Source organism: Allobosea sp. 2KB_26 (assembly GCF_052115715.1).
Taxonomy (GTDB): Bacteria; Pseudomonadota; Alphaproteobacteria; order Rhizobiales; family Beijerinckiaceae; genus Allobosea.
Map to the genome: position 1 here is coordinate 545764 of NZ_JBFRHE010000001.1, position 24706 is coordinate 570469.

The 24706-nt window shown below is 65.4% G+C and carries 28 protein-coding genes; 16 read left to right on the forward strand and 12 right to left on the reverse strand.

The window, feature by feature from the left end; genetic code table 11:
• The first annotated feature begins 14 nt into the window (after positions 1-14).
• Positions 15-470: a molybdenum cofactor biosynthesis protein MoaE gene (locus tag AB4099_RS02695; protein WP_441476945.1), complete on the forward strand. Its 456-nt coding sequence runs from the start codon at positions 15-17 to the stop codon at positions 468-470.
• A gap of 4 nt (positions 471-474) precedes the next feature.
• Positions 475-1563: a DUF1176 domain-containing protein gene (locus tag AB4099_RS02700; protein ID WP_113512282.1), complete on the forward strand. Its 1089-nt coding sequence runs from the start codon at positions 475-477 to the stop codon at positions 1561-1563.
• 40 nt (positions 1564-1603) lie between these two features.
• On the opposite strand, the gene AB4099_RS02705 is transcribed toward AB4099_RS02700, so the two are convergent.
• A complete protein-coding gene (locus AB4099_RS02705) occupies positions 1604-2491 on the reverse strand; it encodes a branched-chain amino acid aminotransferase (protein ID WP_441476946.1) in 888 nt (295 codons plus the stop codon).
• Between the two features lie 184 nt (positions 2492-2675).
• Between AB4099_RS02705 and AB4099_RS02710 the strand changes: the two genes are divergently transcribed.
• From AB4099_RS02710 to AB4099_RS02720, 3 genes are all read left to right on the forward strand, one after another.
• The gene (locus AB4099_RS02710) at positions 2676-3182 is read left to right on the forward strand and encodes a MarR family winged helix-turn-helix transcriptional regulator (RefSeq protein ID WP_441476947.1); all 507 of its coding nucleotides are present in this window, start codon (positions 2676-2678) and stop codon (positions 3180-3182) included.
• A 107-nt stretch (positions 3183-3289) separates the two neighbouring features.
• Entirely contained in the window at positions 3290-4018 is a 729-nt protein-coding gene (locus AB4099_RS02715; protein ID WP_113512290.1) for a response regulator, read from the forward strand.
• Between the two features lie 106 nt (positions 4019-4124).
• Positions 4125-5471 (forward strand): ATP-binding protein, encoded by a 1347-nt coding sequence (locus AB4099_RS02720; RefSeq protein WP_441477656.1) that lies wholly within the window; start codon positions 4125-4127, stop codon positions 5469-5471.
• A gap of 108 nt (positions 5472-5579) precedes the next feature.
• Here the strand turns inward: AB4099_RS02720 and AB4099_RS02725 are convergent, their stop codons facing one another.
• The gene (locus AB4099_RS02725) at positions 5580-6488 is read right to left on the reverse strand and encodes a LysR family transcriptional regulator (RefSeq protein ID WP_441476948.1); all 909 of its coding nucleotides are present in this window, start codon (positions 6486-6488) and stop codon (positions 5580-5582) included.
• A 99-nt stretch (positions 6489-6587) separates the two neighbouring features.
• On the opposite strand from AB4099_RS02725, the gene AB4099_RS02730 reads away from it, so the two are divergent.
• Positions 6588-7211 carry a glutathione S-transferase gene (locus AB4099_RS02730; protein WP_441476949.1) on the forward strand — a complete coding sequence of 208 codons (624 nt, stop codon included), beginning with the start codon at positions 6588-6590 and terminating at the stop codon, positions 7209-7211.
• Between the two features lie 6 nt (positions 7212-7217).
• Positions 7218-8150 (forward strand): pyridoxamine 5'-phosphate oxidase family protein, encoded by a 933-nt coding sequence (locus AB4099_RS02735; protein WP_441476950.1) that lies wholly within the window; start codon positions 7218-7220, stop codon positions 8148-8150.
• A gap of 7 nt (positions 8151-8157) precedes the next feature.
• Here the strand turns inward: AB4099_RS02735 and AB4099_RS02740 are convergent, their stop codons facing one another.
• The 6 genes from AB4099_RS02740 to AB4099_RS02765 all read right to left on the reverse strand — a co-directional run bounded on the left by AB4099_RS02740 (position 8158) and on the right by AB4099_RS02765 (position 13389).
• Positions 8158-8517 (reverse strand): tRNA-binding protein, encoded by a 360-nt coding sequence (locus AB4099_RS02740; RefSeq protein WP_441476951.1) that lies wholly within the window; start codon positions 8515-8517, stop codon positions 8158-8160.
• Positions 8514-10490, reverse strand: a complete 1977-nt coding sequence (locus tag AB4099_RS02745; RefSeq protein WP_441476952.1) for a methyl-accepting chemotaxis protein — start codon at positions 10488-10490, stop codon at positions 8514-8516. Before AB4099_RS02745 ends, AB4099_RS02740 begins: the two co-directional genes overlap by 4 nt.
• Before the next feature lie 101 nt (positions 10491-10591).
• A complete protein-coding gene (locus AB4099_RS02750; RefSeq protein WP_113510833.1) occupies positions 10592-11341 on the reverse strand; it encodes a TetR/AcrR family transcriptional regulator in 750 nt (249 codons plus the stop codon).
• A gap of 66 nt (positions 11342-11407) precedes the next feature.
• Positions 11408-12229, reverse strand: a complete 822-nt coding sequence (gene proC / locus AB4099_RS02755; protein WP_441476953.1) for a pyrroline-5-carboxylate reductase — start codon at positions 12227-12229, stop codon at positions 11408-11410.
• A 115-nt stretch (positions 12230-12344) separates the two neighbouring features.
• Complete coding sequence (locus tag AB4099_RS02760) at positions 12345-12851, reverse strand: type III secretion system chaperone family protein (protein ID WP_113510835.1); 507 nt, start codon at positions 12849-12851, stop codon at positions 12345-12347.
• A gap of 283 nt (positions 12852-13134) precedes the next feature.
• The gene (locus tag AB4099_RS02765; RefSeq protein ID WP_113510836.1) at positions 13135-13389 is read right to left on the reverse strand and encodes an accessory factor UbiK family protein; all 255 of its coding nucleotides are present in this window, start codon (positions 13387-13389) and stop codon (positions 13135-13137) included.
• 160 nt (positions 13390-13549) lie between these two features.
• Here AB4099_RS02765 and AB4099_RS02770 point away from each other — a divergent pair, with 160 nt between their 5' ends.
• The 7 genes from AB4099_RS02770 (at position 13550) to pth (ending at position 19241) form a co-directional block, all read left to right on the forward strand.
• Positions 13550-14701: a M24 family metallopeptidase gene (locus tag AB4099_RS02770; protein ID WP_441476954.1), complete on the forward strand. Its 1152-nt coding sequence runs from the start codon at positions 13550-13552 to the stop codon at positions 14699-14701.
• 60 nt (positions 14702-14761) lie between these two features.
• Positions 14762-15322 carry a hypothetical protein gene (locus tag AB4099_RS02775; RefSeq protein WP_441476955.1) on the forward strand — a complete coding sequence of 187 codons (561 nt, stop codon included), beginning with the start codon at positions 14762-14764 and terminating at the stop codon, positions 15320-15322.
• A 157-nt stretch (positions 15323-15479) separates the two neighbouring features.
• Positions 15480-16424 (forward strand): ribose-phosphate pyrophosphokinase, encoded by a 945-nt coding sequence (locus tag AB4099_RS02780; RefSeq protein ID WP_069882563.1) that lies wholly within the window; start codon positions 15480-15482, stop codon positions 16422-16424.
• Between the two features lie 13 nt (positions 16425-16437).
• Positions 16438-17181 carry a 7-cyano-7-deazaguanine synthase QueC gene (queC, locus tag AB4099_RS02785; RefSeq protein ID WP_441476956.1) on the forward strand — a complete coding sequence of 248 codons (744 nt, stop codon included), beginning with the start codon at positions 16438-16440 and terminating at the stop codon, positions 17179-17181.
• Positions 17171-17734 carry a VUT family protein gene (locus AB4099_RS02790; protein ID WP_113510840.1) on the forward strand — a complete coding sequence of 188 codons (564 nt, stop codon included), beginning with the start codon at positions 17171-17173 and terminating at the stop codon, positions 17732-17734. The genes queC and AB4099_RS02790 overlap by 11 nt, the downstream gene beginning before the upstream one ends.
• A 151-nt stretch (positions 17735-17885) precedes the next feature.
• Entirely contained in the window at positions 17886-18506 is a 621-nt protein-coding gene (locus AB4099_RS02795) for a 50S ribosomal protein L25/general stress protein Ctc (protein ID WP_441476957.1), read from the forward strand.
• A gap of 120 nt (positions 18507-18626) precedes the next feature.
• Positions 18627-19241: an aminoacyl-tRNA hydrolase gene (pth, locus tag AB4099_RS02800; RefSeq protein ID WP_441476958.1), complete on the forward strand. Its 615-nt coding sequence runs from the start codon at positions 18627-18629 to the stop codon at positions 19239-19241.
• 105 nt (positions 19242-19346) lie between these two features.
• On the opposite strand, the gene AB4099_RS02805 is transcribed toward pth, so the two are convergent.
• Positions 19347-19952, reverse strand: a complete 606-nt coding sequence (locus tag AB4099_RS02805) for a hypothetical protein (protein WP_441476959.1) — start codon at positions 19950-19952, stop codon at positions 19347-19349.
• Positions 19953-20165: 213 nt separating this feature from the next.
• Here AB4099_RS02805 and ychF point away from each other — a divergent pair, with 213 nt between their 5' ends.
• Positions 20166-21263, forward strand: a complete 1098-nt coding sequence (ychF, locus tag AB4099_RS02810; RefSeq protein ID WP_113510844.1) for a redox-regulated ATPase YchF — start codon at positions 20166-20168, stop codon at positions 21261-21263.
• A 19-nt stretch (positions 21264-21282) separates the two neighbouring features.
• Positions 21283-22293, forward strand: a complete 1011-nt coding sequence (locus AB4099_RS02815; RefSeq protein ID WP_441476960.1) for a MaoC family dehydratase — start codon at positions 21283-21285, stop codon at positions 22291-22293.
• An 87-nt stretch (positions 22294-22380) separates the two neighbouring features.
• Here AB4099_RS02815 and AB4099_RS02820 read toward each other — a convergent pair whose 3' ends face one another.
• The 3 genes from AB4099_RS02820 to AB4099_RS02830 are packed head-to-tail and all read right to left on the reverse strand — an operon-like array spanning position 22381 to position 24681.
• Positions 22381-23025, reverse strand: a complete 645-nt coding sequence (locus tag AB4099_RS02820) for a class II aldolase/adducin family protein (RefSeq protein WP_113510846.1) — start codon at positions 23023-23025, stop codon at positions 22381-22383.
• Positions 23022-24131 carry an S-methyl-5-thioribose-1-phosphate isomerase gene (gene mtnA, locus AB4099_RS02825; RefSeq protein WP_441476961.1) on the reverse strand — a complete coding sequence of 370 codons (1110 nt, stop codon included), beginning with the start codon at positions 24129-24131 and terminating at the stop codon, positions 23022-23024. The genes AB4099_RS02820 and mtnA overlap by 4 nt, the downstream gene beginning before the upstream one ends.
• Before the next feature lie 4 nt (positions 24132-24135).
• Complete coding sequence (locus AB4099_RS02830; protein ID WP_113510848.1) at positions 24136-24681, reverse strand: adenine phosphoribosyltransferase; 546 nt, start codon at positions 24679-24681, stop codon at positions 24136-24138.
• Positions 24682-24706 lie beyond the last annotated feature (25 nt).

Here is a 24706-nt window from a genome sequence, read left to right on the forward strand (position 1 = left end):
GCCGGGCCCACGCCATGACTCCGGTCATCCGCATCCAGCGCGAGGATTTCGACCTCAACGCCGAGGTCGAGGCGCTGACCCGCGACCGGACCGATATCGGCGCAATCGTCACCTTCGCCGGGCTTTGTCGCGATGAAGGTGGCAAACTGGCAGCGCTCGAGCTCGAGCATTATCCCGGCATGGCCGAAGCCGAAATCGGGCGCGTGGCGGCGGAGGCAGTCGAGCGCTGGCCGCTCAATGGTCTGGTCGCCATCCATCGTTACGGGCTGATCAGGCCGGGCGGGCAGATCGTGCTAGTGGTCGCCGCTTCGCGCCATCGCCGCGCCGCCTTCGAGGCCGCCGAATTCCTGATGGACTATCTCAAAACCCGCGCTCCCTTCTGGAAGCGCGAGCATCTGAGCGACGGCACCATCGGCGGATGGGTCGAAGCCAGGGCCGACGATGATACCGCCGCAGCACGCTGGAACTGAATGAATGTCTGGCCGACCGAAGCCCCCGCTGATCTCCGCAGTCGGCGTAGCCACTCTGCTCGGCCTGGGCCACGCCCAAGCCACCGAAACGGGCACCAGGACCTTCCGTGACTGGATCGCCGGATGCGACAATCTCAGGAGCTGCACGGCCCTGTCGCTGCCCGCGGAAGCAGCGAGCGATATCGGCGTCCTGAAGCTCGAGCGCTCGGCCGGACCGGCCGGCGCAGCCTCGCTCTCCCTGCGTCTCAGAGGCGAGCAGCTCAAGGCGCCGCTCACCGTACAATTGCTTCTGGATGGCGCCCCCTTCCCTGCCGCGGGCAAGAGCCTGCCCGCCCGTCGCGACGGTGAGGACAGCGCAACCGTTCCGCTGTCCGACGCCGATACCGAGGCCCTCATCGCCGCAGCGCGAAAGGCGACCCGGCTGACGGCCAAGCTTGCCGGCAAGACCTATGACATCTCGCTCGCCGGCTCGGTCGCCGCCATGCTCTGGATCGACGAGCAGCAGGGCAGGCTTGGCGGCACGAGTGCGCTGATCCGCAAGGGCCCGGCCACGGCCCTGCCTGCGGTGCCGGCCCTGCCTGTGATCGCCGCGCGGGCGACTGCCGGATTTCCTGCGCCTGACGCCAAGGCGACGAAGGCCATGGCGGTTGCGCTGCGCAAGCACCTCAAGCAGCGCGACCCCGATCTTTGCGATGACGGCGGCGACGCGGACTCAGATTCGGACAATGTCTGGTCGCTTGACGCCTCTACGAAGCTGGTTGGCCTGCTCTGCTCGCGCGGCGCCTACAATGTCACGACCGGCTTCTGGAGCGTGACCGGCAATGATGTCGCGAAGGCCAGGAAGGTCGCGTTTCCCCAGCCCGGCGCCAACAGCGACAATCTTCTGATCAATGCCAGCTTCGACCCAGCGACCGGACAGGTCGGCTTCTTCGGCAAGGCGCGCGGCATCGGGGATTGCGGCAGTGCCGGTACCTATGCCTGGACCGGCTCGGGCTTCGTTCTGACCGCCTTCAGCGAGATGCCGGAATGCCGCGGCGTGGATCCGGAAGACTGGCCGACGCTTTATCGAAGCGACGTGAAGCTCGCCAAATAGCAAAAGGCCCGATCTCTCGACCGGGCCTTTGTTCGATCGCTCACGCTGCCTTGGAGGCTGGCCTCACCGCAGCGGAATAATCCTCCATGATCACCTTGCCCATATTGCCGGTGATGAACTTGTAAGGCCCGATTTCGGAGACCAGCGTCACCTCGGCAGCCGAGCCGGTGATGAAGCATTCCGAGAAGCCCTCGAGCTCCTCCGGGCGGATCCTCCGCTCGACCACCTCGAAACCGCGTGCCCGGCACAGATCGATCACGGACTGGCGGGTAATGCCATTCAGGAACCTGTCGGCGGTCGGGGTGTGAACCACACCATCCTTGATAAAGAAGATATTGGCGCCGGTGCATTCGGCGACATTGCCTTCCCAGTCGAGCATCATCGCGTCGGCATAGCCGGCCCGCTCCGCCTTGTGCTTGGAGAGCGAGCAGATCATGTAGAGTCCGGCCGCCTTGGCGTGGACCGGCGCGCAGGCCGGGTCGGGACGGCGATAATCGGCAATGTCGAGACGCACGCCCTTCAGTTTCTGGGCCATGTCGAACATGCTCGGCCACTCCCACACCGCGATTGCGGTATGGATGCTGTTGTTGATGCCGGACACCGCCATCATCTCCGAGCCGCGCCAGGCGACCGGGCGGAGATAGGCATCCTTGAGGCCGTTCTCCTTGAGGCAGAGATATTTGGCCGCGTCGATCTCGGCGACCGAATAGGGGATCGTGAAATCCATGATCTCGGCCGACTTGTGGAAGCGCTGCGAATGCTCGGTGCACTTGTAGATGACGCCGTCATAGGAGCGCTCACCCTCGAAGACGCAGGAGCCGTAATGCAACCCGTGGGTCAGTACGTGCACCTTGGCGTCCTTCCACGGCACGAGCTTGCCGTCGAACCAGATCACGCCGTCGCGCTGGTCGAAAGGAATGACAGACATGGGGCAACTCCTCTGCGAGTCTTCATGCGCCGAACTGGGCCACAAGGGCGAAGGGCGCGCAAGCACTGAACAATTACTGCGCTGCAGCAACCGAAAGCGACATAATCAGTCGCCCCGGATGCTTGACCGGTAATCTTCCGTCTGAGATATGTCAACATGGCTGACGTAAAATATGGAGCGCCTCGTGACTGACACGCAAGTCCGATCGACCGATGCGCCCCGGCCCGCGTCCGCCGAGGACGTACCCTACGACCTGATCGAGCTCTTCTTCTTTGCCTATCGCGATTTCGTCAGCGACCCCGACCGCATCCTGGCGGATTACAACTTCGGCCGGGCGCATCACCGCGTGCTGCATTTCGTGCAGAGGCGCCCGGGCCTGACGATCGCCGAACTGCTCGACATCCTGCAGATCACCAAGCAGAGCCTCAACCGCGTGCTGAAAGAGCTTGTCGAGACCGGCTTCGTCGAGTCCCGCATGGGCACGCAGGACAAGCGCCAGCGCAACCTCTATCCGACGGAGACCGGCAAGGAGCTGGCTGTGAGGCTGGCGCGTCTCCAGGGCAAGCGGATCAATGCGGCGCTCAACTCCGTCGGCCCCGAGGCAGGCGAGCAGGTGGCGCGCTATCTCGCGGGGTTGATCGATCCCGCCGAACGCAAGAAGGTAGTGGGCTTTCTCGCTACGCCGGTGTGAGCTGCGCGGCGAAGAGCATCCAAGCCGGACATGGCGCCGTCGCCAAACCGCGGGATCCTGGTTTCCCGGCGGAGATCGCGCTCCGGCTACGAAGAGGACGAAGCCCGATGACCGCAGCCAAGGCCCTGAAGCCCGTCCCTGATGAGGCGCCGCATATCCTCGTGGTCGATGACGACCGCCGCCTGCGCGACCTGCTGGCGCGGTTTCTCGGCGATCACGGCTACCGCGTCACCACTGCCGCCAATGCAGCGGAAGCCGATTCCCGGCTCGTCCATCTGGTCTTCGATGCCATCGTGCTCGACATCATGATGCCGGGCGAGAACGGCTTCGATTTTGCCCGCCGCTTCCGCGGCGGTTCCAACGCCCCGATCCTGATGCTGACGGCGCGCGCTGACAGCGCCGACCGCATCAATGGGCTGGAAATCGGCGTCGATGACTATCTCACCAAGCCTTTCGAGCCGCGCGAGCTCATCCTGAGGCTTGGCAACATCCTCAAGCGAACCATCGTCGTGGATGCCCCGCAATCGGGCAGCCACCCTGATTTCGTCCGCTTCGGCCCGTTCATCTATGGTCTCGCCCGTGGCGAATTGCGCCATGGCGAGGAGACCATTCGCCTCACCGAGCGCGAGCGCGAGATCCTGACGGCCCTGGCCGAGCGCGCGGGCGAGCATGTCCCGCGCGAGCAGCTCGCGGCGCAGGGCTCGGCGGCCAATGACCGCACCATCGATGTCCAGATCAACCGGCTTCGCCGCAAGATCGAGCGCGACCCGGCCGACCCGCTCTATCTCCAGACCGTTCGGGGTGTAGGTTACCGGCTGGTCACGGATCGGGGCTAGATCGATGCAAGGCAGCGCGCGTGGCATGCGCTGGGCTCAGGCTGTCGGCCTCGTTCTCCGGCGGCTCGGGACCGCGATGGAATACATGCGGGCCGGGCTCGCACGCATGCTCAGGCCCGTGCTCAAGCTCGGCGGCCGGCCCCTGCGGATGATCGGCCGCTACATGCCGAAGGGCCTCTATCCGCGCGCCCTCGTCATCGTCATTGCGCCGGTCGTACTGCTGCAGTCGGTCATCGCCTATGTCTTCATGGAGCGGCACTGGCAGACCGTGACCCAGCGCCTGTCCTCGGCCGTCTCGGCCGACATCGCGGCGCTGATCGACGTCTATGAAAGCTATCCGCAGGATGCGCAGGCCAGCGTGCTCAGCCGCATCGCGCTGGAGCGCCTGGGTCTGGATGTCGACATCATCCCGGACGCCGATTTGCCACCACCGGGGCCCCGCCCCTTCTTCTCGCTGCTCGACAGTGCGCTCTCGACGGAGCTGAGCCAGCAGGTCGCACGCCCTTTCTGGCTCGACACGGTCGGCCGCTCCAGCCTGATCGAGATCAGGGTCAAGCTTGGGCCGAACGTGATGCGCGTACTGACGCGGCGCAGCCAGGCCTATGCCTCGAACAGCCATATCTTCCTGCTCTGGATGATCGGTACATCGCTGATCCTGCTGACCATCGCCGTGCTGTTCCTGCGCAACCAGATCAGGCCGATCCTGCGCCTGGCCGACGCTGCGGAGGCTTTTGGCAAGGGACGCGACTCCGATTTCCGTCCGCGCGGCGCGCGCGAGGTCCGACGCGCCGGCAACGCCTTCATAGAAATGAAGCGCCGCGTCGAACGCTCGGTCGGCGAGCGCACCACCATGCTCAACGGCGTCAGCCACGATCTGCGCACCATCCTCACTCGCTTCAAGCTTTCGCTCGCACTGCTCGAACGCTCCTCGGAGATCGACGCGCTGGAGAAGGATGTCGACGAGATGAGCCGTATGCTCGAGGACTATCTCGCCTTCGCCCGCGGCGATGCCGGCGAGGCTGCGGTCGAGACCGATATCCGCGCCCTTTTGGAGGACCTGAAGGCCAATGCCGAACGGCAAGGTCATCAGACCGAGCTCGAAGTCGTCGGCGATCCGCTGGTCGTGATTCGGCCGGACGCGATCCGCCGTCTGCTGACGAATCTCGTCTCCAACGCAGCGCGCTTCGGCGATCGCATTGCCATTCGTGCCACGCACGACGCTCGCTACCTGATCGTGATGATCGACGATGATGGTCCAAGCATCCCCGCCGGATTGCGGGAAGACGTCTTTCGTCCATTCTTCCGGCTGGATGAGGCCCGCAATGTCGACAGTGGCGGCACGGGGCTCGGCCTTGCCATTGCCCGTGACATCGCCCGCGCCCATGGCGGCGACATCATCCTGGCAGACTCGCCGCTGGGCGGCCTGCGCGCCACCGTGCGACTCCCGGTCTGATCCGCAGCGCATCACGCCACGTGAGCACCTGCCGCGAGAGCGCTGCCGTCTCGGCCATCACGGGCTTCGCCGGACCGCTGCGCTAACCACGCTGGCTGCGGTCGCGCCTCACGGAACGCCCTCAGGCCGGATCACGGCCAGGCGCTGAAAATACAGGGCCGCCTGATCAAGGAAGGCCCTTGCCTTCGCTGCCAGATGCTGCCCGCTCGGAACCACGAGATGTACAGGCAGCGGCGCCGGCTCGAACTCGCGCAGGAGCCGCACCAGCGTCCCCGCGGCAATATCGTCTGCCACCTGATAGGACAGCGGCCGTGCCAACCCGCGACCGGCGCGGGCAGCGATCAATCCCGATTCGATCTCGTTGACGATGAACCGGGGCGCGACTGCGACGCTCGCCCCGCGCGCCGATCCGCCAAAACGCCAGAGCATGCCCTGCCCTGCTGCCACGCTGGCAATGGTGTCATGCTGCAGCAAGTCCGAGGGGCGCGTCGGCACGCCACGACGTGCGAGATAGGATGGCGCCGCAACCAGGAGGCGCCTGACCTCGCCGACCTTTCGTATGACCAGCCGCGAATCCGGCAATGGACCAATCCGGATTGCAACGTCCAAACCTTCATCGATCATGTCGAGATTACGATCAGCCAGGACGAGCTCGACCTGCGCCTCGGGATGCAGGTCCAGGAATTCCGTCACCAGCGGCGTGACATGGCGCCGGCCGAAGGCCAGCGGCGCGGTGACGCGCAGCAGACCACGGACGGGCGTCGCAGCGACGCCCGACATCGACGCCTCGTAATCGGCCAGCATCCGTCTGGCGGAGGTCGCGAGCTCGCGCCCGGCATCCGTCGGAGTGAGTTGGCGCGTGGTACGGGCGATCAACCGTGCGCCGACGCGTTCCTCGAGCCCGGCAAGAGCCCGCGTCACCGCCGGGCGCGAGCGCCGCAGCTGCCGGCCCGCACCCGCGAGGCTGCCGGTATCAAGGATGGCGACGAAGATCGCCAGTTCATCGAGACGGTCCAATCAGTGTTCCTATAAATGGAATTATGACTTTCACGGATAGCGTATTTCGCTCTTCGGCCGAAACAAAGAGACTGTGGCCTCACCTCTGGAGGTCATCCCATGCCACAAATCGCCATCACCCTTTACAGCACGCCGCTCTCTGGCCATGGCCATCGCGTCGAGCTCCTGCTGCTGGCACTCGGGCTCGATTATCGCTTTGTAGCGGCACCGGCCGATATGCGCAGGAGCGAAGCTTTCCTCGCGCTCAATCCGCTCGGTCAGATCCCGGTGCTCCAGGACGGGGCGCTGACGCTGGCCGACAGCAACGCAATCATGGTCTATCTGGTGAAGCGCTACGCTCCGGACAGCGCCTGGCTGCCGAGCGAGCCGCTCGCTGCGGCTCAGGTCCAGCGTTGGCTCTCGATCGCCGCCGGAGAGGTCATGCATGGTCCCTCGACCGCGCGGTTGATCACCCAGTTTGGACTGAAGGACGATCCCGCCCGCGCCGAACGGATCTCCTCGCGGCTGCTCACCTTCATGGAAAGTCACCTGGCGGAGCGCACCTTCCTCGCGGCAGAGCAGCCGACACTGGCCGACCTCGCCTGCTATTCCTATGTGGCGCACGCTCCGGAAGGCGGCATCTCGCTCGAGCCCTACCCGGCCGTGAGAGCCTGGACCGCGCGTATCGAGGCCCTGCCCTTCTTCAAGCCGATCCCGCCCTCACCGCTCCCGGCCAAGGGATGATGCGCCATGGACGAGTCCCCCTTCCACCCGGGTGAACGCGAAGCGCAGGCCCGCTCAGGCCAGTTCTCACGTGGAGCCGGCATTCGCAGCTTCATGCCGGATCAGCACAGGACCTTTTTCCCGCTCCTGCCCTATCTCTTCCTCGGCGGACTCGGTCGCGATGGCTGGCCGATCGCAACCGTGCTGAGCGGGGAACCCGGCTTCGTGCAGAGCCCCGCACCAACCCGCTTGCGCATCGCCGCGCTGCCATCGGCCGACGATCCCGCGGCCGCAGCACTGGAAATGGCGCGTCCCGTCGGCCTGCTTGGCCTCGACTTCACGACGAGACGACGCAACCGCGCCAATGGCATCATCGCCGCCCGCGACGGCGTCGGTCTCTCGGTCGAGGTCTCGCAGAGCTTCGGCAACTGTGCGAAATACATCCAGACCCGCATCCCGACACCTATTGCCCGTTCTCCGGAGGGGGTGGAGTCGCTGACCGGATTGGACACGGCGGCCCGGACCGTGATCGGCGCGGCGGACACCCTGTTCATCGCCAGTTCGTCTGGCGCTGAGGGAGGCTTGGCCGCGGGCGTCGACATCTCGCATCGCGGTGGCCGGCCGGGCTTTGTCCGGATCGACGGCGACGTCCTGTCCATCCCGGATTTCACCGGCAACAACTACTTCAACACCCTCGGCAATCTGCTGCTGGAACCGCGCGCCGCCCTGCTCTTCCCCGATTTCGCGACGGGCGACGTCATTCAGCTTCAGGGCGAAACCGAGATTGTCTGGAGCGGCCCGGAGCGCGAATCCCTGAGCGGCTCGCAGCGGCTCTGGCGCTTTCGCGTCGCGCGTGCCTGGCGGCGCGAGCGCGCCCTGCCCTTCCGCTGGTCAGCAGCCGAACCGGCGCCGACCACACTGGAAACCGGGACATGGCAGCGGGAACGTTCTGCTGCCTGAGCCCTCGTCAGTAGAGCCTGCCGCCGTTCGGGACAGCGAGGCTGGGTCCGATCAGCACCACCTCGCCGTTGCCGTCCGGCATGCCCAGCGTCAGGACCTCTGACATGAACTTGCCGATCTGACGCGGTGGGAAATTGACCACCGCGAGAACCTGCCGGCCCGGAAGATCCTCGCAGCGATAGTGCGTGGTGATCTGCGCCGACGATTTCTTCAGGCCAATCTCGCCGCCGAAATCGATCACCAGCTTGAAGGCCGGCTTGCGGGCCTCGGGATAGGGCAGTGCCTCGACGATGGTGCCGACGCGAATGTCGACCTTGAGGAAATCCTCGAAGCTGATCGTCCCTGACGGTTCGGACGTCGTACTCAAAATTCCTCCCAGGCGCGATCATGTGCGCTCGGCTCAAGTTTGCGGGCAGGCGCCGCCCCGGGGTGGGGAGCGGGCTTGCGGCTCGGGGCGGCGCGAGGGGCGGGCGGGACGACGCTCGCCATCTTGCGTGCCATATCCTGCAATCCGGCAACGTCTCCGCCAAGCTTGAAGCGCGCGACCTGGGCCGCAAGGCGATCAGCTTCCTGCGACAGCGCATGCGCCGCGGCCGTCGACTGCTCAGCCATGGCGGCATTCTGCTGCGTCGCCTGGTCCATCTCGTTGACGGCACTGTTGACCTCCTGGAGACCAGCCGCCTGCTCCTGCGCTGCCGAGGCAATCTCGGCAACCAGCGCGGTGACGCGAGTGATCTCGCCCGCCATCCGCTGCAGGGCATTGCCGGTCTGGCCGACCAGTGCGACGCCCTTGTCGACCTCGACGGTCGAAGCGGTGATCAGTGCCTTGATCTCTTTGGCCGCTTCGGCAGAGCGCTGCGCCAGTGCCCGAACCTCGGACGCGACGACCGCGAAGCCTTTGCCGGCATCGCCCGCGCGCGCCGCCTCGACGCTGGCATTCAGTGCCAGCAGATTGGTCTGGAAGGCAATCTCGTCGATGACGCCCACGATCTGGGAGATCTCGTCCGCGGACTTCTCGATGCCGCCCATGGCCGAGACTGCGTCGCGCACGATCTGAGTCGACTGCTCAGCCTCGGTCTTGACTTGAGTGGTCGCCTGGCTTGCGAGGCGCGCGCTTTCGGCGGTCTGCCGCACGGTGGCGGTGAGTTCGTCAAGCGCGGTTGCCGTCTCCTCCACGGATGAGGCCTGCTGCTCGGTCCGGCTGGCGAGGTCATCGGCCGCCTGGCTGATCTCACCCGAGCCTGCCTTCATGCTTTCGGTATTGGTCGCAATCTGGCGCATCGTCTCCTGGAGACGGGCAATCGCGCCATTGAAGTCATCCTTGAGCTTGACGTAGTCGGCCGCAAAGACGTCCGCGATCCGGTAGGTCAGGTCCCCCTCGGCGAGATGTTCAAGGCCCGCCCCGAGCGCACGGACAACCGTTTCCTGCTGGGCCGAGCTCTGGGCTCGCTCGGATTCATTGCGACGACGGTCCAGATCGGCGGCGTCGCGATGCGCGCTCGCCTGCGCCTCGACGCGCTGCTTGTCGGCCTCGACCTCCTCCTTCGCCAGAGCCGCATCGCGGAAGACGACGAGCGCACGCGCCATGCTGCCGATCTCGTCGCTCCGCTCCTGATGTGCGATCGCGCTTTGCAGGTTGCCGGTCGCGAGTTCGTTCATCGTGTCCGAGAGCGAAGTCAGCATGCTCGAAGAACGGCGGCTCAGGAACACGACCAAGCCAAGCATGAGCAGACCGAGCGGAACCAGAACCTTGGCCACGTCGAGCATCATGCCACGGAAGGCCGCGTCGACATCGTCGACATGCAGCCCGGAACCGACGACCCAGTTCCATTTCGGCACCGAGACGACATAGGAAATCTTGAGAGAAGGCTCCTTGTCGCTCGTTCTCAGCCAGAAATAGTCAAGAAATCCGGTGCCCTTTGCCTTGGCGAGATCGACCATCTCCTTGACGAAGAACTTTCCGGTCGCGTCCTTCAACGGCATCATGTCCGTCGTCTCGATCTTCTTGTTGGCATGCAGAACGCTGATGCCGTCGAAGTTGACAACGAAATAGTAGTTTCCGTTGTCGAAGCGCGCTGCCGAGATGGCGTCGAGCGCCAACTTCTTCGCCTCGGGTTCCTTCAGCTCACCCTTTTCAGCCCGCGCCAAGAAGCTGTTGACCGTGGACGCGGCCGCCTCGACCGCGTTCTTCATCTCGGCGCGCTTGAGAGAGATCATCTCGCTGCGGGCCTGGACGAGCGTGAAGCTCACCCCACCGATGGCGAGGACGGCAGCCAGAATGGCGATGAGACCGAACGAACGGCCGATGGACAAGGCAGCAAGCTTCTTCAGAAACGGCATAGAGGAGCCTCGCGAGGTGTGATTCTTCACACTCCCCGGGCAACAACTAAGGCCTTGTTAATTCTGCCCCGTTTTCGCCTCATTTTAATGGCGCGGCACCGCTAGATGGCGGGGGCGAAATCCTCGTTATCCTCGTCCCGGCGGCCGTCGGCACCGCGCTCCCTGCGACGAACCCGCGGGCGCACCCCGCAGAAGGCACGGGCAAGTCCGCGCAACGGAGCCGTGAGCCGATGGATATCCTCGGCTCGCGACATCACCCAGCTCGCAGTCTTCAGTTCGCGATCGAGACGAGCCATCGTCCGGGAGAGTTCCGGCTCGTCGTCGTCGAGCCAGACATCGGCGACACGTGCCATCAGCAGCACCGCGCCCTGCACGCGCACCCCTCCCAGCGCGTCCTCCGTCGGGATCCCCGCCGAGGCCAGCATGTAGCGCCAGGAATTGACCGCACCGCGATTGAGAGCCGCGAGCGCCAGGGGATCGCGCCGCAACGCCGGCATCACGCGCCGCAGGCCAGCCTTGTAAGGGGCAAGCGCGTCGAGGCGGCGCATGACGATATCGAACGTCCGCTCGCGATAGGATTCCTCGGCGAGGTCGTCGGACTGTCCGGCGAGCACCGCATCGTCGACGATACGGGTCAGCCCGCCGAGAATGGCGAGCTTGGACGGGAACAGATTGCGCAATGTCGCAAGCGAGACACCGGCCTCGGCCGCGATATCGCCGAGCTCGATCTCATCCCACGGCCGCGCGGCCGCAAGATTGAAGAGCGCGTCCACCACCGCCTTCCGCGAGTCGGCGGGCGGCGCGCCTGCAGCAGGCTTTTCAGCTTTGGGGGAAGCGGGTTTGCGGGCCATCGGACCTCTCCATTCGCAAAGCGATGACGGAAAGGTAGGTCTGGATCACGGCTGAGGAAAGCCCGTTCAGCCGGAAAGCTCTTCGGCGCGACGTTTCGCGGCAGCCACCGCGCGGCGCATCAGCGGCGCCAGCCCATTATCGGCCATCAGCACTTCGAGTGCTGCGGCCGTCGTTCCGGCGGGCGAGGTCACGTTCTGGCGCAAAGTCGCCGGCGACAGCGGCGATTGATAAAGCATCTCCCCTGCTCCCTCGATCGTCCCACGGGCCAAGCGCTCCGCCGTCTCGGCCGGAAGCCCAGCTGCGACGCCAGCCGCCGCCAGACACTCGACGAGATGGAAGACATAAGCGGGACCGGAGCCGGAAACGGCCGTGACCGCGTCGATCAGATCCTCGGTCGCGAGCCATTCGACCTTTCCGATGCTGCCGAGCAACGCATCCGCCATCGCCCGTTGATCAGCACTGACGCCCCGTCCGGCGGCAGCCGCAGTGACGCCGCGCTGCACGGAAGCCGGCAGGTTCGGCATCGCGCGAATGATTGCCGTCGCATTGGGCAACCGCGCCGAGAGGTCGCCGAGCGTCTTGCCGGCCAGAATGGAAATCAGCAGGGTCTGCGGCTGGATGAACGTCTGGACCGAGGGCGCTGCCGTATCGAGCATCTGCGGCTTGGTCGCGAGCACGAGAACCTCGGTCGGCGGCACCGAGCGCGGCTCGGGGTTGAGCGCTATCCCCTTCTCGGCTGCCAGCGTCGCGATCTCGTCCGAGGGCTTCGGGTCGATCAGCGTGATCCCGGTCGGATCCATGCCGATGCGCAGCCAGCCCTCGAGCATGGCGCCTCCCATCTTGCCCGCACCAATGAGGACAAGCGTTTGCGGCAGGGAACGGGACATGGAGGCCTCACGAGAAACGGTATGGAGCGTCATGCGCAGCCCGCAGCCGGGCGTCGCACGACCAGAAGCGGCAAGGGATGCCCGGGTCAAGCCCGGGCATGACGAAACCGGGGGCTCAAGCTTCCCCGACTGTTTCGAGCATCGCGCCCTCGAGCCCCTCGCGCGCGCTCTTGCCGGCCCAGACCACGAAGTGGAAGGCCTGGAAATAGCGCTCGCAAGCATCGATTGCCGATTTGATCAGTGCAGCGGCCTGCTCGTCGGTCGGCTCCGCACCGCCTGAAAGAAGGAGTGCGTGGCGATACATCACCACGTTCTCCGAGCTCCAGAGGTCGAAATGGCCGAGCCAGAGCTGCTCGTTGACGAGGCTGACAAGCTGCAGAACCTCGCCGCGCCGCCGCTCCGGCACCTTGAGATCGAAGGCACAGGCGATATGGAGCGCCTCCACCTCGGAAAGCCAAGTGATCGCGACGTGATAATCCGACCAGCCACCGGTGACGGCGACGGAGAGCTCGTCATCGCTGTCGCGGTCGAACGTCCAGTTGTTGAGTGCTGCGAGGCGCTCGATCAGGTCGAGAGGATTGGCAGGCCGTTCGGCTTCTGCGTCCAGGTCAAGGTCCATCATGCCCAGGGTCCAACTGCCAGCTCCCCGCGGGAATGCGGGTCCAGCTCGTTCGAGAACGGGAACACGGCGACGGGGAAGCGCGGGACGCAACAAGACTGCGGAAGCCGCTACATGGCCTCCTGACCGCCAAACGCACCCCAAACAGGTGCGGCCGGCGAATCACCTCTCCTTCGACGATAGCGCAGGCGCGACGACGCTCCCAACACCTGATGCAGGCTCGGCGGATTCGGGGGCTGGGCTCAATCCCTGCCGGCTGCTGTCCACAGCCGGAACGCAGGCCGGCTCAGCCCTTGTCGCGCGCAGCCTCGAGAGCAGCCAGCCGTGCGGCGAGCTTGTCATTCTCCTCACGGGCCAGAACCGCCATCTCGCGCACCGCTTCGAACTCTTCGCGTGTCACGACGTCCATCTCGCGCAGGAGGCGGTCGATCTGCGTGCGGGCGACTGTCTCGACCTCGCGGCGCACACCCTGGGCGGCTCCCGCGGCGTCGGTGACCAGACGAGCGAGGTCGTCGAGTATGCGGTTCGAGGTCGTGGCCATCATCAATCTCCAGGGCCGGATGCCGGCGCTCCATAGCACGCCTGATATGGGCGACGAAGGCCTCGCCCGCAATCGCAGCGGCACATCGTCCACGTCCTTTGAGCCCGAGCGAGCCCGGCCTAAACATGAGGACCGTGTCAGCACAGGGGATTCGCGAGCCATGGCCCTGCACTTCTCACCCGCCGAATTCGCCCGCCGGCGCGAGGCCTTGCTGGCAGCCATGCAAGCCGAGCGGCTCGATGCGCTCTTCCTGTTCCAGCAGGAATCGATGTTCTGGCTGACGGGCTACGATACGTTCGGCTTCTGCTTCTTCCAGTGCCTTGTGGTGAGGGCCGATGGCAGGATGGCGTTGCTGACCCGTTCTGCCGATTTGCGCCAGGCTCAGCACACCTCGAATCTGACCGATATCCGCATCTGGAAGGATGGCCGCGACGCAAATCCTGCGCGTGACCTGCTCATGCTGGCACAGAATCTCGGCCTGGCCGGCAAGCGCATCGGCGTGGAATTTGAATCCTACGGTCTCGTCGCTGCAAACGGCCGCAGGCTGGAAGCGGCCTTCGCTGAGGTCAGCGATCTCGTCGATAGCTCGACGATCGTGACACGGCTGCGCGCCGTGAAATCGGTCGAAGAGATTGCCTGTGTCCGGCGCGCGGCTGCTCTCTCCGACGCCGCCGACAGGGCAGCGCTCGACCTGATCCGGGCCGGCGCCGACGAGGGCGAGATCCTGGCCGCACAGCACAATGCGATCTTCACGAGCGGCGGCGACTATCCGGCCAACGAATTCATCATCGGTTCCGGCCGCGACGCCCTGCTTTGCCGCTATAAGGCGGGCCGCCGGACGCTCGACGCGCAGGACCAGATCACGCTCGAATTCGCTGGCGTCGACAGGCACTACCATGCTGCGATCATGCGAACGGTCGTGGTCGGAGAGCCCCGCCCGCTGCATCTGCGCTATCACGGAGTTGCCAAAGCGGCTCTGCTCGCCTGCGAGGCTGAACTGAAGCCGGGGCGGACCGCCGGCGATGTCTTCGCCGCCCACGCCCGCGTCTTTGACGAGCACGGTCTTTCCAGCCACCGGCTCAATGCCTGCGGCTACTCGCTTGGCGCAAAGTTCACGCCGAGCTGGATGGACCGGCCGATGTTCTACGAGAACAACGACTGGCCGGTCGCTCCGGGCATGGTGATGTTCGCCCATATGATTCTGATGGATTCGGCGAGCGAGACCGCGATGTGCCTAGGCCGCACCTATCTCGTCGGCGAAACAGGCGCAGAAAATCTGAACTTGCCCGATCTGGACCTCGCGATCCGTTGACCCTACAAGAGTCACGCAGGGAATCCTCAGCAAACCCGTACGCAAAAAGCGGGAGGCGTCATGTTTAGTCGTTTAAGTGGCCTCGTTCTGGGGCCAGTTCTCGCGCTTGCGCTCGCAGGCTGCCAGGAAACCACCAGCACGGCTGCGCGTCCGCGCGTCGATGCGCCCGGCGTCCCGGTCTCGGTCCAGAGCATCTCCGGTGCGCCCGACCAGGTCACCACGAATTTTGCGAGCCTGCTCGGCGAGGCGGCGGCGGAACGCAAGATGGAGATCGTCGCCGGCAATGCACCCGCGCGCTTCCGGGTTCGCGGCTATCTGACCGCCCAGCCGACAGAAGACGGCCAGACCGCGCTGGCCTTCGTCTGGGACGTCTATGACGAGGGCAAGAAGCGCGCCCAGCGCGTGCAGGGCGAGAGCCTCGGCAGGCGCGGCGGCGGCGGCGACCCCTGGTCGAGCATCGACCAGACCATCGTCGCCAAGGCAGCATCGGATTCGATGGACGCGATCGCGAGTTTCCTCGTGACCGCTCCGGTGCCGGACAAACCTGCCGCAGACAGTGCCAAGGATAAGGACAAGGCGAAAACCAAGACGGCTGCTGCGACCAGCGGCAAGCGCTCCTGAGCAGGGCATCCCGCTGAACGCAGTGGGATGAGGCGTGATTCGCGCACTGTTTTTGCAGTGCAGCGGTCGACTCATTGTCATGGCGCTGTTATGAGCGCTGCGAATTCAGCCGGTCTCACGACTCCCGCCCCCGCCAGTCCTCACGGTGCGCCACGGCATGCCCTCTTCGTTCAAAGTCGTCGCCGGAAACTCCAACCGGCCGCTCGCCGAAGCGATTTGTGCCTCCCTCGAAATCCCTCTTGCCAAGGCCCAGGTCCGGCGTTTCGCCGACATGGAAGTCTTCGTCGAGATCCAGGAGAATGTTCGCGGGCAGGACGTCTTCGTCATCCAATCGACCTCCTTCCCTACCAATGATCACCTGATGGAGCTGTTGATCATCACGGATGCCCTTCGCCGTTCCTCGGCACGGCGCATCACCGCGGTGATCCCCTATTTCGGCTATGCCCGGCAGGATCGCCGTGCCTCGGGCCGTACGCCGATCTCGGCCAAGCTCGTCGCCAATCTCATCACCCATGCCGGCGTCGACCGCGTTCTGACGCTCGATCTCCATGCCGGCCAGATCCAGGGCTTCTTCGACATCCCGACCGACAACCTGTTCGGCGCACCATTGATGGCGCGCGATATCAAGGAACGGCTCGACTACAAGAACGCCATGGTCGTTTCACCCGATGTCGGCGGCGTGGTCCGTGCCCGTGCGCTGGCCAAGCGCATCGACGCTCCGCTTGCCATCGTCGACAAGCGCCGCGACCGACCGGGCGAATCCGAGGTGATGAACATCATCGGCTCGGTCGAGGGCCGCTCCTGCATCCTGCTTGATGATATCGTCGATTCCGGCGGAACGCTCTGCAACGCCGCCGAAGCGCTGCTCGCGGAAGGCGCCAGGGAAGTCTACGCCTACATCACCCATGGCGTGCTGTCGGGCGGCGCAGTCGCACGCATCGCCAATTCCAAACTCAAGGAGTTGGTGATCACCGATTCGATCATGCCGACCGAGGCCGTGAAGGTGGCGCGCAACATCCGCGTCATTTCCATTGCCAACCTGATGGGCGAGGCGATCGAGCGCACCGCGAGCGAATCGAGCGTCTCCAGCCTGTTCGACTGAACGGGATGGCATGATGACGGCTGCCACGACCGGCGGAGGCCGCGCACTCGTCCTGTTCTCGGGCGGGCAGGATTCGACCGTCACGCTGGCCTGGGCCCTTGCCCGCTTCGGCTCGGTCGAGACCGTCGGCTTCGATTACGGCCAGCGCCACCGCGTCGAGCTGGACTGCCGGCTCGCGATTCGCGACAAGCTGCCCGCCCTGTCCTCGGCCTATGCCGAGCGGCTCGGGCCGGACCACATCATCGACCTCGCTGCGCTTGGCACGATTTCCGAGACCGCGCTGACGCGCGAGAGCGAGATCGCCTTCGCCGATACCGGGTTGCCGACGACATTCGTGCCGGGACGGAACCTGGTTTTCCTGACCTTCGCTGCGGCGCTGGCCTATCGCCGGAACTGCAGGCACATCGTGCTTGGCGTCTGCGAGACCGATTATTCCGGTTATCCCGATTGTCGCGACGACACCATCAAGGCGATGCAGGTCGCGCTCAATCTCGGGCTCGATCGGCGATTGGTGCTGCACACGCCGCTGATGTGGCGCGACAAGGCGCAGACCTTCGCACTGGCCCGCGAGCTTGGCGGCAAGACGCTGCTCGATCTGGTGGTCGAAGACAGCCACAGCTGCTATCTCGGCAACCGGACGACGCGTCATGCGTGGGGCTATGGTTGCGGAACCTGCCCGGCCTGTGAACTGCGGGCGAAGGGCTATGCTGGCTTTCTCTGTTCACCGGACGACACTGGACCATCCTATGACTCCTGATCGGCAGCGCTGGACCGAAGGGCTGGTCGCCCTCGTCCTTTTCACGCTCACCATCCCCGCCGCGAACTGGATGCTCGGCAATGTCGGTACGGTCTGCGTGCCAAACGGCCCTTGCCTCGTACCGGTCGCCCCGGGCATCAAGGCTCCGAGCGGCGTGCTGATGATCGGCCTCGCCCTCGTGCTGCGCGACATCGTTCAGCGGCGCCTCGGTGCCAAGGTCGGGCTGGGCGCGATCTTCGTCGGCGCCGCGATCTCCGGCTTCCTGGCACCGCCGGCGATCGTCGTCGCCTCGGTGGCTGCCTTCCTTCTCTCTGAGCTCGCGGACTTCGCCGTCTACACACCGCTGCAGCGCCGCCGCTTCGTCACGGCCGTGATCGCATCCAGCCTTGTCGGGCTCGTCATCGACAGCATCGTCTTCCTCTGGCTCGCCTTCGGCAGCCTCGACTTCCTGTCGGGCCAGATCATCGGCAAGGCCTGGATGGTGCTGCTGGCGCTGCCGCTGATGCATCTGCTGCGTCGGCGCGACGAGCGGCTGGGACTGGTCGCCGCCTGAGCGGAACCGCCCTTCCCCGGGTTGAGCTTTCCCGCTTTTTCGCCTATGAGCCTCCTCGCGCTCGACTGACACCCTTGGAGGCACGGGCGCGAGACCAAGACGGCCGCCATCGGGCGGCCGTGTCTTTATCAAGAAAACGAGGACCATCATCATGACCGCCGTGAAGCAAATCGAGGCTTCGGCGCGCACCCAGGTCGGCAAGGGGGCCGCCCGGGCAGTTCGTCGTCAAGGCCAGACTCCTGCCGTGATCTATGGTGCGGGCGAAGCCCCGCAGGCGATCGCGCTCAACGCCAACCAGACCCGCCTGATGATCTATGGCGGCCACTTCCTGACCACGATCTTCGAGATCAATGTCGGCGGCAAGAAGACGCGCGTCATTCCGCGTGACTACCAGCTCGACCCGGTCAAGGATTTCCCGATTCACGTCGACTTCCTGCGCGTCGCCGCCGGTCAGACCATCAAGGTCATGGTTCCGGTCCACGTCGTCGATCAGGAGGCCTGCCCCGGCCTGAAGTCCGGCGGCACCCTGCAGATCGTCGAGCACAACGTCGAAATCGACGTCGCGCCTGAGAACATCCCCGAGGCCCTCGACGTCTCCGTCGCTGGCCTGGGCGTTGGCACGTCTGTCCATGTCAACGACATCAAGCTGCCGGCAGGCGTCAGCCTGACCACCCGCGAGAACCTGACGCTGGTCACGATCCTGGCGCCGTCGGTGATCGAGGATGCTGCTGTCGAGGGCGCAGCCGAAGGCACCGAGGCCGCCAAGGCCTGAGGATGCCGCGCTTCGGCGCTGCCTTCGCGAGACCACTTGGACGGCCGGGTTTCCCGGCCGTCTTGCTTTGGAGGGTGGCGCACGACCGCGTGTCCCTCCCCACTGCCGGAGTGACCTGCCATGCTGATCTTTGCCGGTCTCGGCAATCCCGGCGCGCGCTATGCTCGCAACCGCCACAATATCGGCTTCATGGCGGTCGAGACCATTGCCCGCACATACCGGGCCTCCCCTTGGCGCTCACGCTTTCAGGGCGAGGCTTGCGAGGCGACGATCGGTAGCGAGAAGGTCATCCTGCTCAAACCGCAGACCTACATGAACGAATCCGGCCGCGCGGTCGGCGAGGCGGCTCGCTTCTTCAAGATCGCCCCCGCCGACGTGATCGCCTTCCATGACGAACTCGACCTCGCCCCGGCCAAGCTGCGCGTGAAGCTTGGAGGCGGCAATGCCGGCCACAACGGCCTGCGCTCGATGACGGCCGCGATCGGCAACGACTATCGCCGCGTCCGCATGGGCATCGGCCATCCCGGCGACAAGGCCCTCGTCCATGCCTATGTGCTGAATGATTTCGGCAAGGCGGAGCAGCCCTGGGTCGAGGATCTCTGCACAGCCTGCGCCGATTACGCCGCACTGCTCGCCGCGGGCGATGATTCCGGCTTCCAGAACAAGGTGCATCTCTTCATGGACGCGCGCGGCCATGCCGCGGTGAAGCGCCTCGGCGAGAAGGCCGAGGACTGAAAGGCTGGTGCATCGGACCGGGTTTCGTATCTGGGCCGATGAACGAGCCCTTTGTGGTTGCATCGGCTTTCCCGCAAACCGCAACCCACTTTTGGGGCCGATGCATCACAGCGGCAACTGGGCGCCCTGTTTCGCGATCGTGACGCGGCTGGCAAGAAGACCGCCGCCGGCCTGGCGCGTCGCCGTGAACGCGACCTGTGCACCCGGCGACAGCTCGGACGCTTCGGCGGGGGCGGCCATGATGATGTTGGCATCAGGCGTGATCGTCACCTTCTGCTCGCCACCGGGATAGGTCAGGACAAGATTGGCGCCGTCGACGCGCGAAACCGTCTCGGCCACCGTCGCATTCGTCATGGTGCTGTCGGGCAAGACCCCCCAGGCCCTATGCCCCTCTCCCGTCCCGCGCATCGCCTCGGGAAAGATCAGGACCTGGACCGCGAGAAGCGTGCCATCCGCTTGCGGCCGCGCACCGACGCCCACGAAGCTGCCCTTCTTGATGTCGCTGACGCCCGCCTTGACCACACCGCCAACCGAATAGCCGGGGGCCAGGGCGACCGCGACGTCCTCTCCGCTCGGCGTCTTCACGGTCAGCGCCGCGCCCTCGAGCTTTTCGACCGTGCCACGCACCCGTGTCGCCGGCGCCTGGGCCTGAACGATACTGCTGGTCAGGACGAGAGCTGCCGCGAAGAGACTGGCAGAGAGAGCGCGCATGGAAGAGCTCCGTCGAATGGACCGGCACAGACAGAGGGCCGTCTCGCGAAGTCCTGCGCTCCCGCGCAGCGCCTCGCCATGCACGTTCGCGTGAGCCGTCCCTGGCCCCTGCCATCTTGTCTTTTGCCGCCCGGACCCCAATAAGGCCCTGGACATTCCAATCATCATCTCGCGACCGCCCCTTTGCGGCGGCGACGCAACGGACCAGCCATCATGGGTTTCAAATGCGGTATCGTCGGCCTGCCGAATGTCGGCAAGTCGACCCTGTTCAACGCTCTGACGCAGACCGCTGCGGCACAGGCGGCGAACTATCCCTTCTGCACGATCGAGCCGAATGTCGGCGACGTCGCGGTCCCCGATGACCGGCTGGAGAAACTTGCCGCGATTGCCGGTTCGAAGGAGATCATCCCGACGCGCCTGACCTTCGTCGATATCGCCGGGCTCGTGCGCGGAGCCTCGAAGGGCGAAGGCCTCGGCAACCAGTTCCTCGCCAATATCCGCGAATGCGACGCCATCGCCCATGTCGTACGCTGCTTCGAGGATGGCGACATCACCCATGTCGAGGGCAAGATCTCGCCGATCGACGATATCGAGACCATCGAGACCGAGCTGATGCTCGCCGATCTCGAGAGCCTCGAGAAGCGCGTGCAGCCGCTGGAGAAAAAGGCGAAGTCGGGCGACAAGGAGGCCAAGGAGCTGGCCGACCTGATGAATCGCTGCCTCGTCCTGCTTCGCGACGGCAAGCCGGCGCGCCTGGTTCAGGTCGCCGCCGAGGAACGCAAGGCCTTCGAGATGCTCGGCCTGCTTTCGTCCAAGCCGGTGCTCTATGTTTGCAATGTCGAAGAAGCCAGCGCCGACAAGGGCAATGGCTTCTCCGAAAAGGTGAAGGCCCGCGCCGCCGAGGAAGGTGCAGTCGCCGTCGTCGTCTCGGCCAAGATCGAGAGCGAGATCGCCGTCCTGCCGGCAGAGGAGCAGAAGGACTATCTCGACGCTGTCGGCCTTGCCGAACCGGGCCTCAACCGCGTCATTCGCGCCGGTTATGCGCTCCTGAACCTCGTTACCTATTTCACCGTCGGCCCGAAGGAAGCCCGCGCCTGGACGATCGAGAACGGCACCAAGGGCCCCGCCGCCGCCGGCGTGATCCACACCGATTTCGAGAAGGGCTATATCAGGGCCGAAACCATCGCTTATGACGACTATATCGCCCACAAGGGCGAGAGCGGTGCGCGCGAAGCCGGCAAGTTCCGGCTCGAAGGCAAGGAATATGTCGTCGCCGATGGCGACGTGCTGCATTTCCGCTTCGCCAACTGAGCCGAACCGCGAGCGACCGATGCGCTATTTCGAGGATTTCGTCGTCGGAGAGGTGAAGCAGAGCGGCCGGGTCGCCGTCTCGCAGGACGACATCATCGCCTATGCCTCGCGCTACGACGCGCAGGATTTCCACACCGATCCGGCGGCCGCGAAGCAGAGCTTCGTCGGCCAGCTCATCGCGTCCGGCTGGCATAGCTGCTCGCTGCTGATGCGGCTGCTCGCCGAGGACTTCGTCCTGGACGCCGCCTCGATGGGCGCACCTGGCATCGAAGAGGTCAAATGGCTCCGGCCGGTGCTGCCGGGTGATGCCCTCAGCGCACGCCGCAGCGTGGTTGAAACCAAGGAATCACGCTCACGCCCCGAAATGGGCCTGGTGAAGTTTCGATTCGAGCTCCTGAACCAGCGCGACGAGCCGGTTCTCGAGCAGACCAACTGGATCATGTTCGGTCGCAAGGGCTCCGGCTTCGCCCTGCCCAAGGGCGACTGGCTGGCGCACCCGCCCCGCTATGTGCTGCCGGTCGCGCTGAGCCCGCTCGAGATTCCGGCTGGCGAGACGCAGCCGGCCCGCTTCTTCGAGGAGATCGAAATCGGCGAGAGCCACGAGCTCGGCAGTTTCGTCTTCACACCTGAGGAAATCGTCGCCTTCGCCCGCGCCTTCGATCCGCAGCCCTTCCACATGGACGATGCTGCGGCACGCAGCAGCTCTTTCGGGCGCCTCGCGGCTTCGGGCTGGCATACGGCCTCGGTCTGGATGGCGACGATGGTCGCTCACCGCAAACGCCAGCTCGCCGCCACGCCCGGAAAGGCGCCACGTCTTGGCCCCTCCCCTGGCTTCAAGAATCTGCGTTGGTCCAAACCGGTCTTTGTCGGCGACAGGATCACCTATAGCTCGACCGTCATTCAAACCCGCGCCAGCGCCAGCCGCCCGCAATGGGGCCTGTTCTTCCATCGTAATGCCGGTGTGAACCAGCATGGCGAGGAGGTCTTCAGCTTCGAAGGCTGCGTCTTCATCGAGCGCAGACCGGCCTGATCTGCCGGGTAATCTGAAAGGTCTCAGGCGCCGTCGCCGCGGCAAGCCCGACCATGGCCCGGCGCGCTTCGAAGCGCGCCGGGGTTCTCACCCCACCTTGCCATAGCCCGAGAACTTCGCGGAAACGCGCTCCATCTCGGCCTCGCCAAGTATGACCGGCTCCAACCCGGAGGCGAGCAGGTCGAGATACTGCCCCGCGAGATTCTCGACCTCGGCGACGATCGTGTGCGCTCCCGCCAGCGTCTGTCCAAGCGCGATGACACCGTGATTGGCGAGCAGCACCGCCTTGCGCCCCTCCAGTGCCGTCACGGCGCTCTTGGCAAGCTCAGGGGTGCCGAAGGTCGCGTATTCCGCGCAACGCACATCCGAGCCTCCGCAAAGCGCGATCATGTAGTGGAAGGCCGGAATGCCGCGTCTTGCCGACGACAGAGCGGTGGCGCGCGGCGAATGCGTGTGCACGATCGCCTGGGCATCCGGCCGAGCCTGGTAGATCTCAACATGGAACGGCCATTCCGACGAGGGCTTGCGCGCGCCACTCAGGACAGTGCCGTCCAGCGAGAGATGGATCAGATCCTCCGGCTTGGTCTGGGCATAGGGCAGGCCGGACGGGGTGATCAGCAATCCGCCTTCGAAGCGGGCCGAGACATTCCCCGATTTCGAAGGGCAGAACCCAGCCTTGTCGATCGCCTGGGCGACCGCGACGATCTCTGCGCGAAGCGCCATTTCACTCATGTCGCAGCTCCGCGCGCCAGATCCGGAAAGAGACGAGCAAGCCCTTCGGAACTCGCCGTGGCAACGCCACGTTCCGTGATGAGGCCGGTGACGAGCCGCGCCGGGGTGACGTCGAAGGCGGGATTGGCGGCGGGGCTGCCGGGCGCCACCACCCGGAACTGGCCGACTTCGCCATCCTCTCCCAGGCCCGCGAGATGGGTAACCTCGCGTGCCGAACGCTCCTCGATGGGGATCTCGCCGAGCCCATCCGACAGCCGCCAGTCGATCGTCGGGGACGGCAAGGCGACATAGAAGGGCACGCCGTTGTCATGCGCGGCCAGCGCCTTGAGATAGGTGCCGATCTTGTTTGCGACATCGCCCGTCGCGGTGGTCCGGTCGGTGCCGACGATGACCATGTCGACCTGCCCGCGCTGCATCAGATGCCCGCCGGCATTGTCGCTGACCACCGTATGCGGCACGCCATGGGCGCCGAGCTCGTAAGCCGTCAGCGCCGCCCCCTGATTGCGCGGCCGCGTCTCGTCGACCCAGACATGGATGGGCAGGCCGGCATCATGCGCCAGATAGATTGGCGCCAGCGCAGTGCCCCAATCAACCGTGGCAAGCCAGCCGGCATTGCAATGGGTCAGGATATTGAAGCGCTCACCCGGAGCCTTGCCCACCGCAAGGCCGCGGATCACGCCAAGCCCGTGCTCGCCGATCGCGCGGCACAGCGCGACATCCTCGTCGCAGATCGCAGCGGCCTCGTCATAGGCAGCTGCCATGCGCGAAGCTGGATCGAGGCCTGCCAGTCTGCTGCTCACCCGTTCCAGCGCCCAGTGCAGGTTTACCGCCGTCGGACGGGTCGCGCCAAGCAAGGCGACAGCCGCCTCCAGCGCCTGGCCGGACGGGTCTGCGCGCATGGCCAGGGCGACGCCATAGGCGGCTGTCGCGCCGATCAGCGGTGCTCCGCGCACCACCATGCTCCGGATCGCCTCGGCGGCCTGCTCGGCGCTGCCGAGCGCGACAGTCTCGAAACGAAAGGGCAGCTTGGTCTGGTCGATCACGCTGACGCGCCAGCCATCCTGTGCAAGCCAGATCGTCCGATAGGCCTTGCCGCCGATCTTCATGAGCTCAATGTCCGCTGAAGGAGACGAGCGTACGCACGGGAACGCCGAGGCGACGGACCCGGTCCGCTCCACCGAGATCCGGCAGATCGATGATGAAGCAGGCCGCCACAACCTCGGCGCCAAGCGAGGACAGCAGGTTGACCGCACCTTCCGCAGTGCCGCCGGTCGCAATCAGGTCGTCGACCAAAAGGACGCGCTCGCCCCGCGAGACCGAGTCCTTGTGGACCTCGATCTCGTCCGTGCCGTATTCCAGGGAGTAGGTGATGCTGACCGTCTCGTGCGGCAGCTTGCCCTTCTTGCGCACCGGGATGAAGCCGGCCGAGAGCTGATGGGCCACCGCCCCGCCGAGGATGAAGCCGCGCGCCTCGATGCCGGCGATCTTCGCGATCTTCAGCCCGGCGAAAGGCTGGACGAGCTCGTCGACCGCACGTCGGAAAGCCCGGGCATCGCCGAGCAGGGTGGTGATGTCCCGGAAGATGATGCCCGGCTTCGGGTGATCCGGAATGGAGCGGATCGCGTTCTTCAGGTCGAGGAGGGTATCACGGTCCATACGGAAACAGCTCGCTGTGGCGACG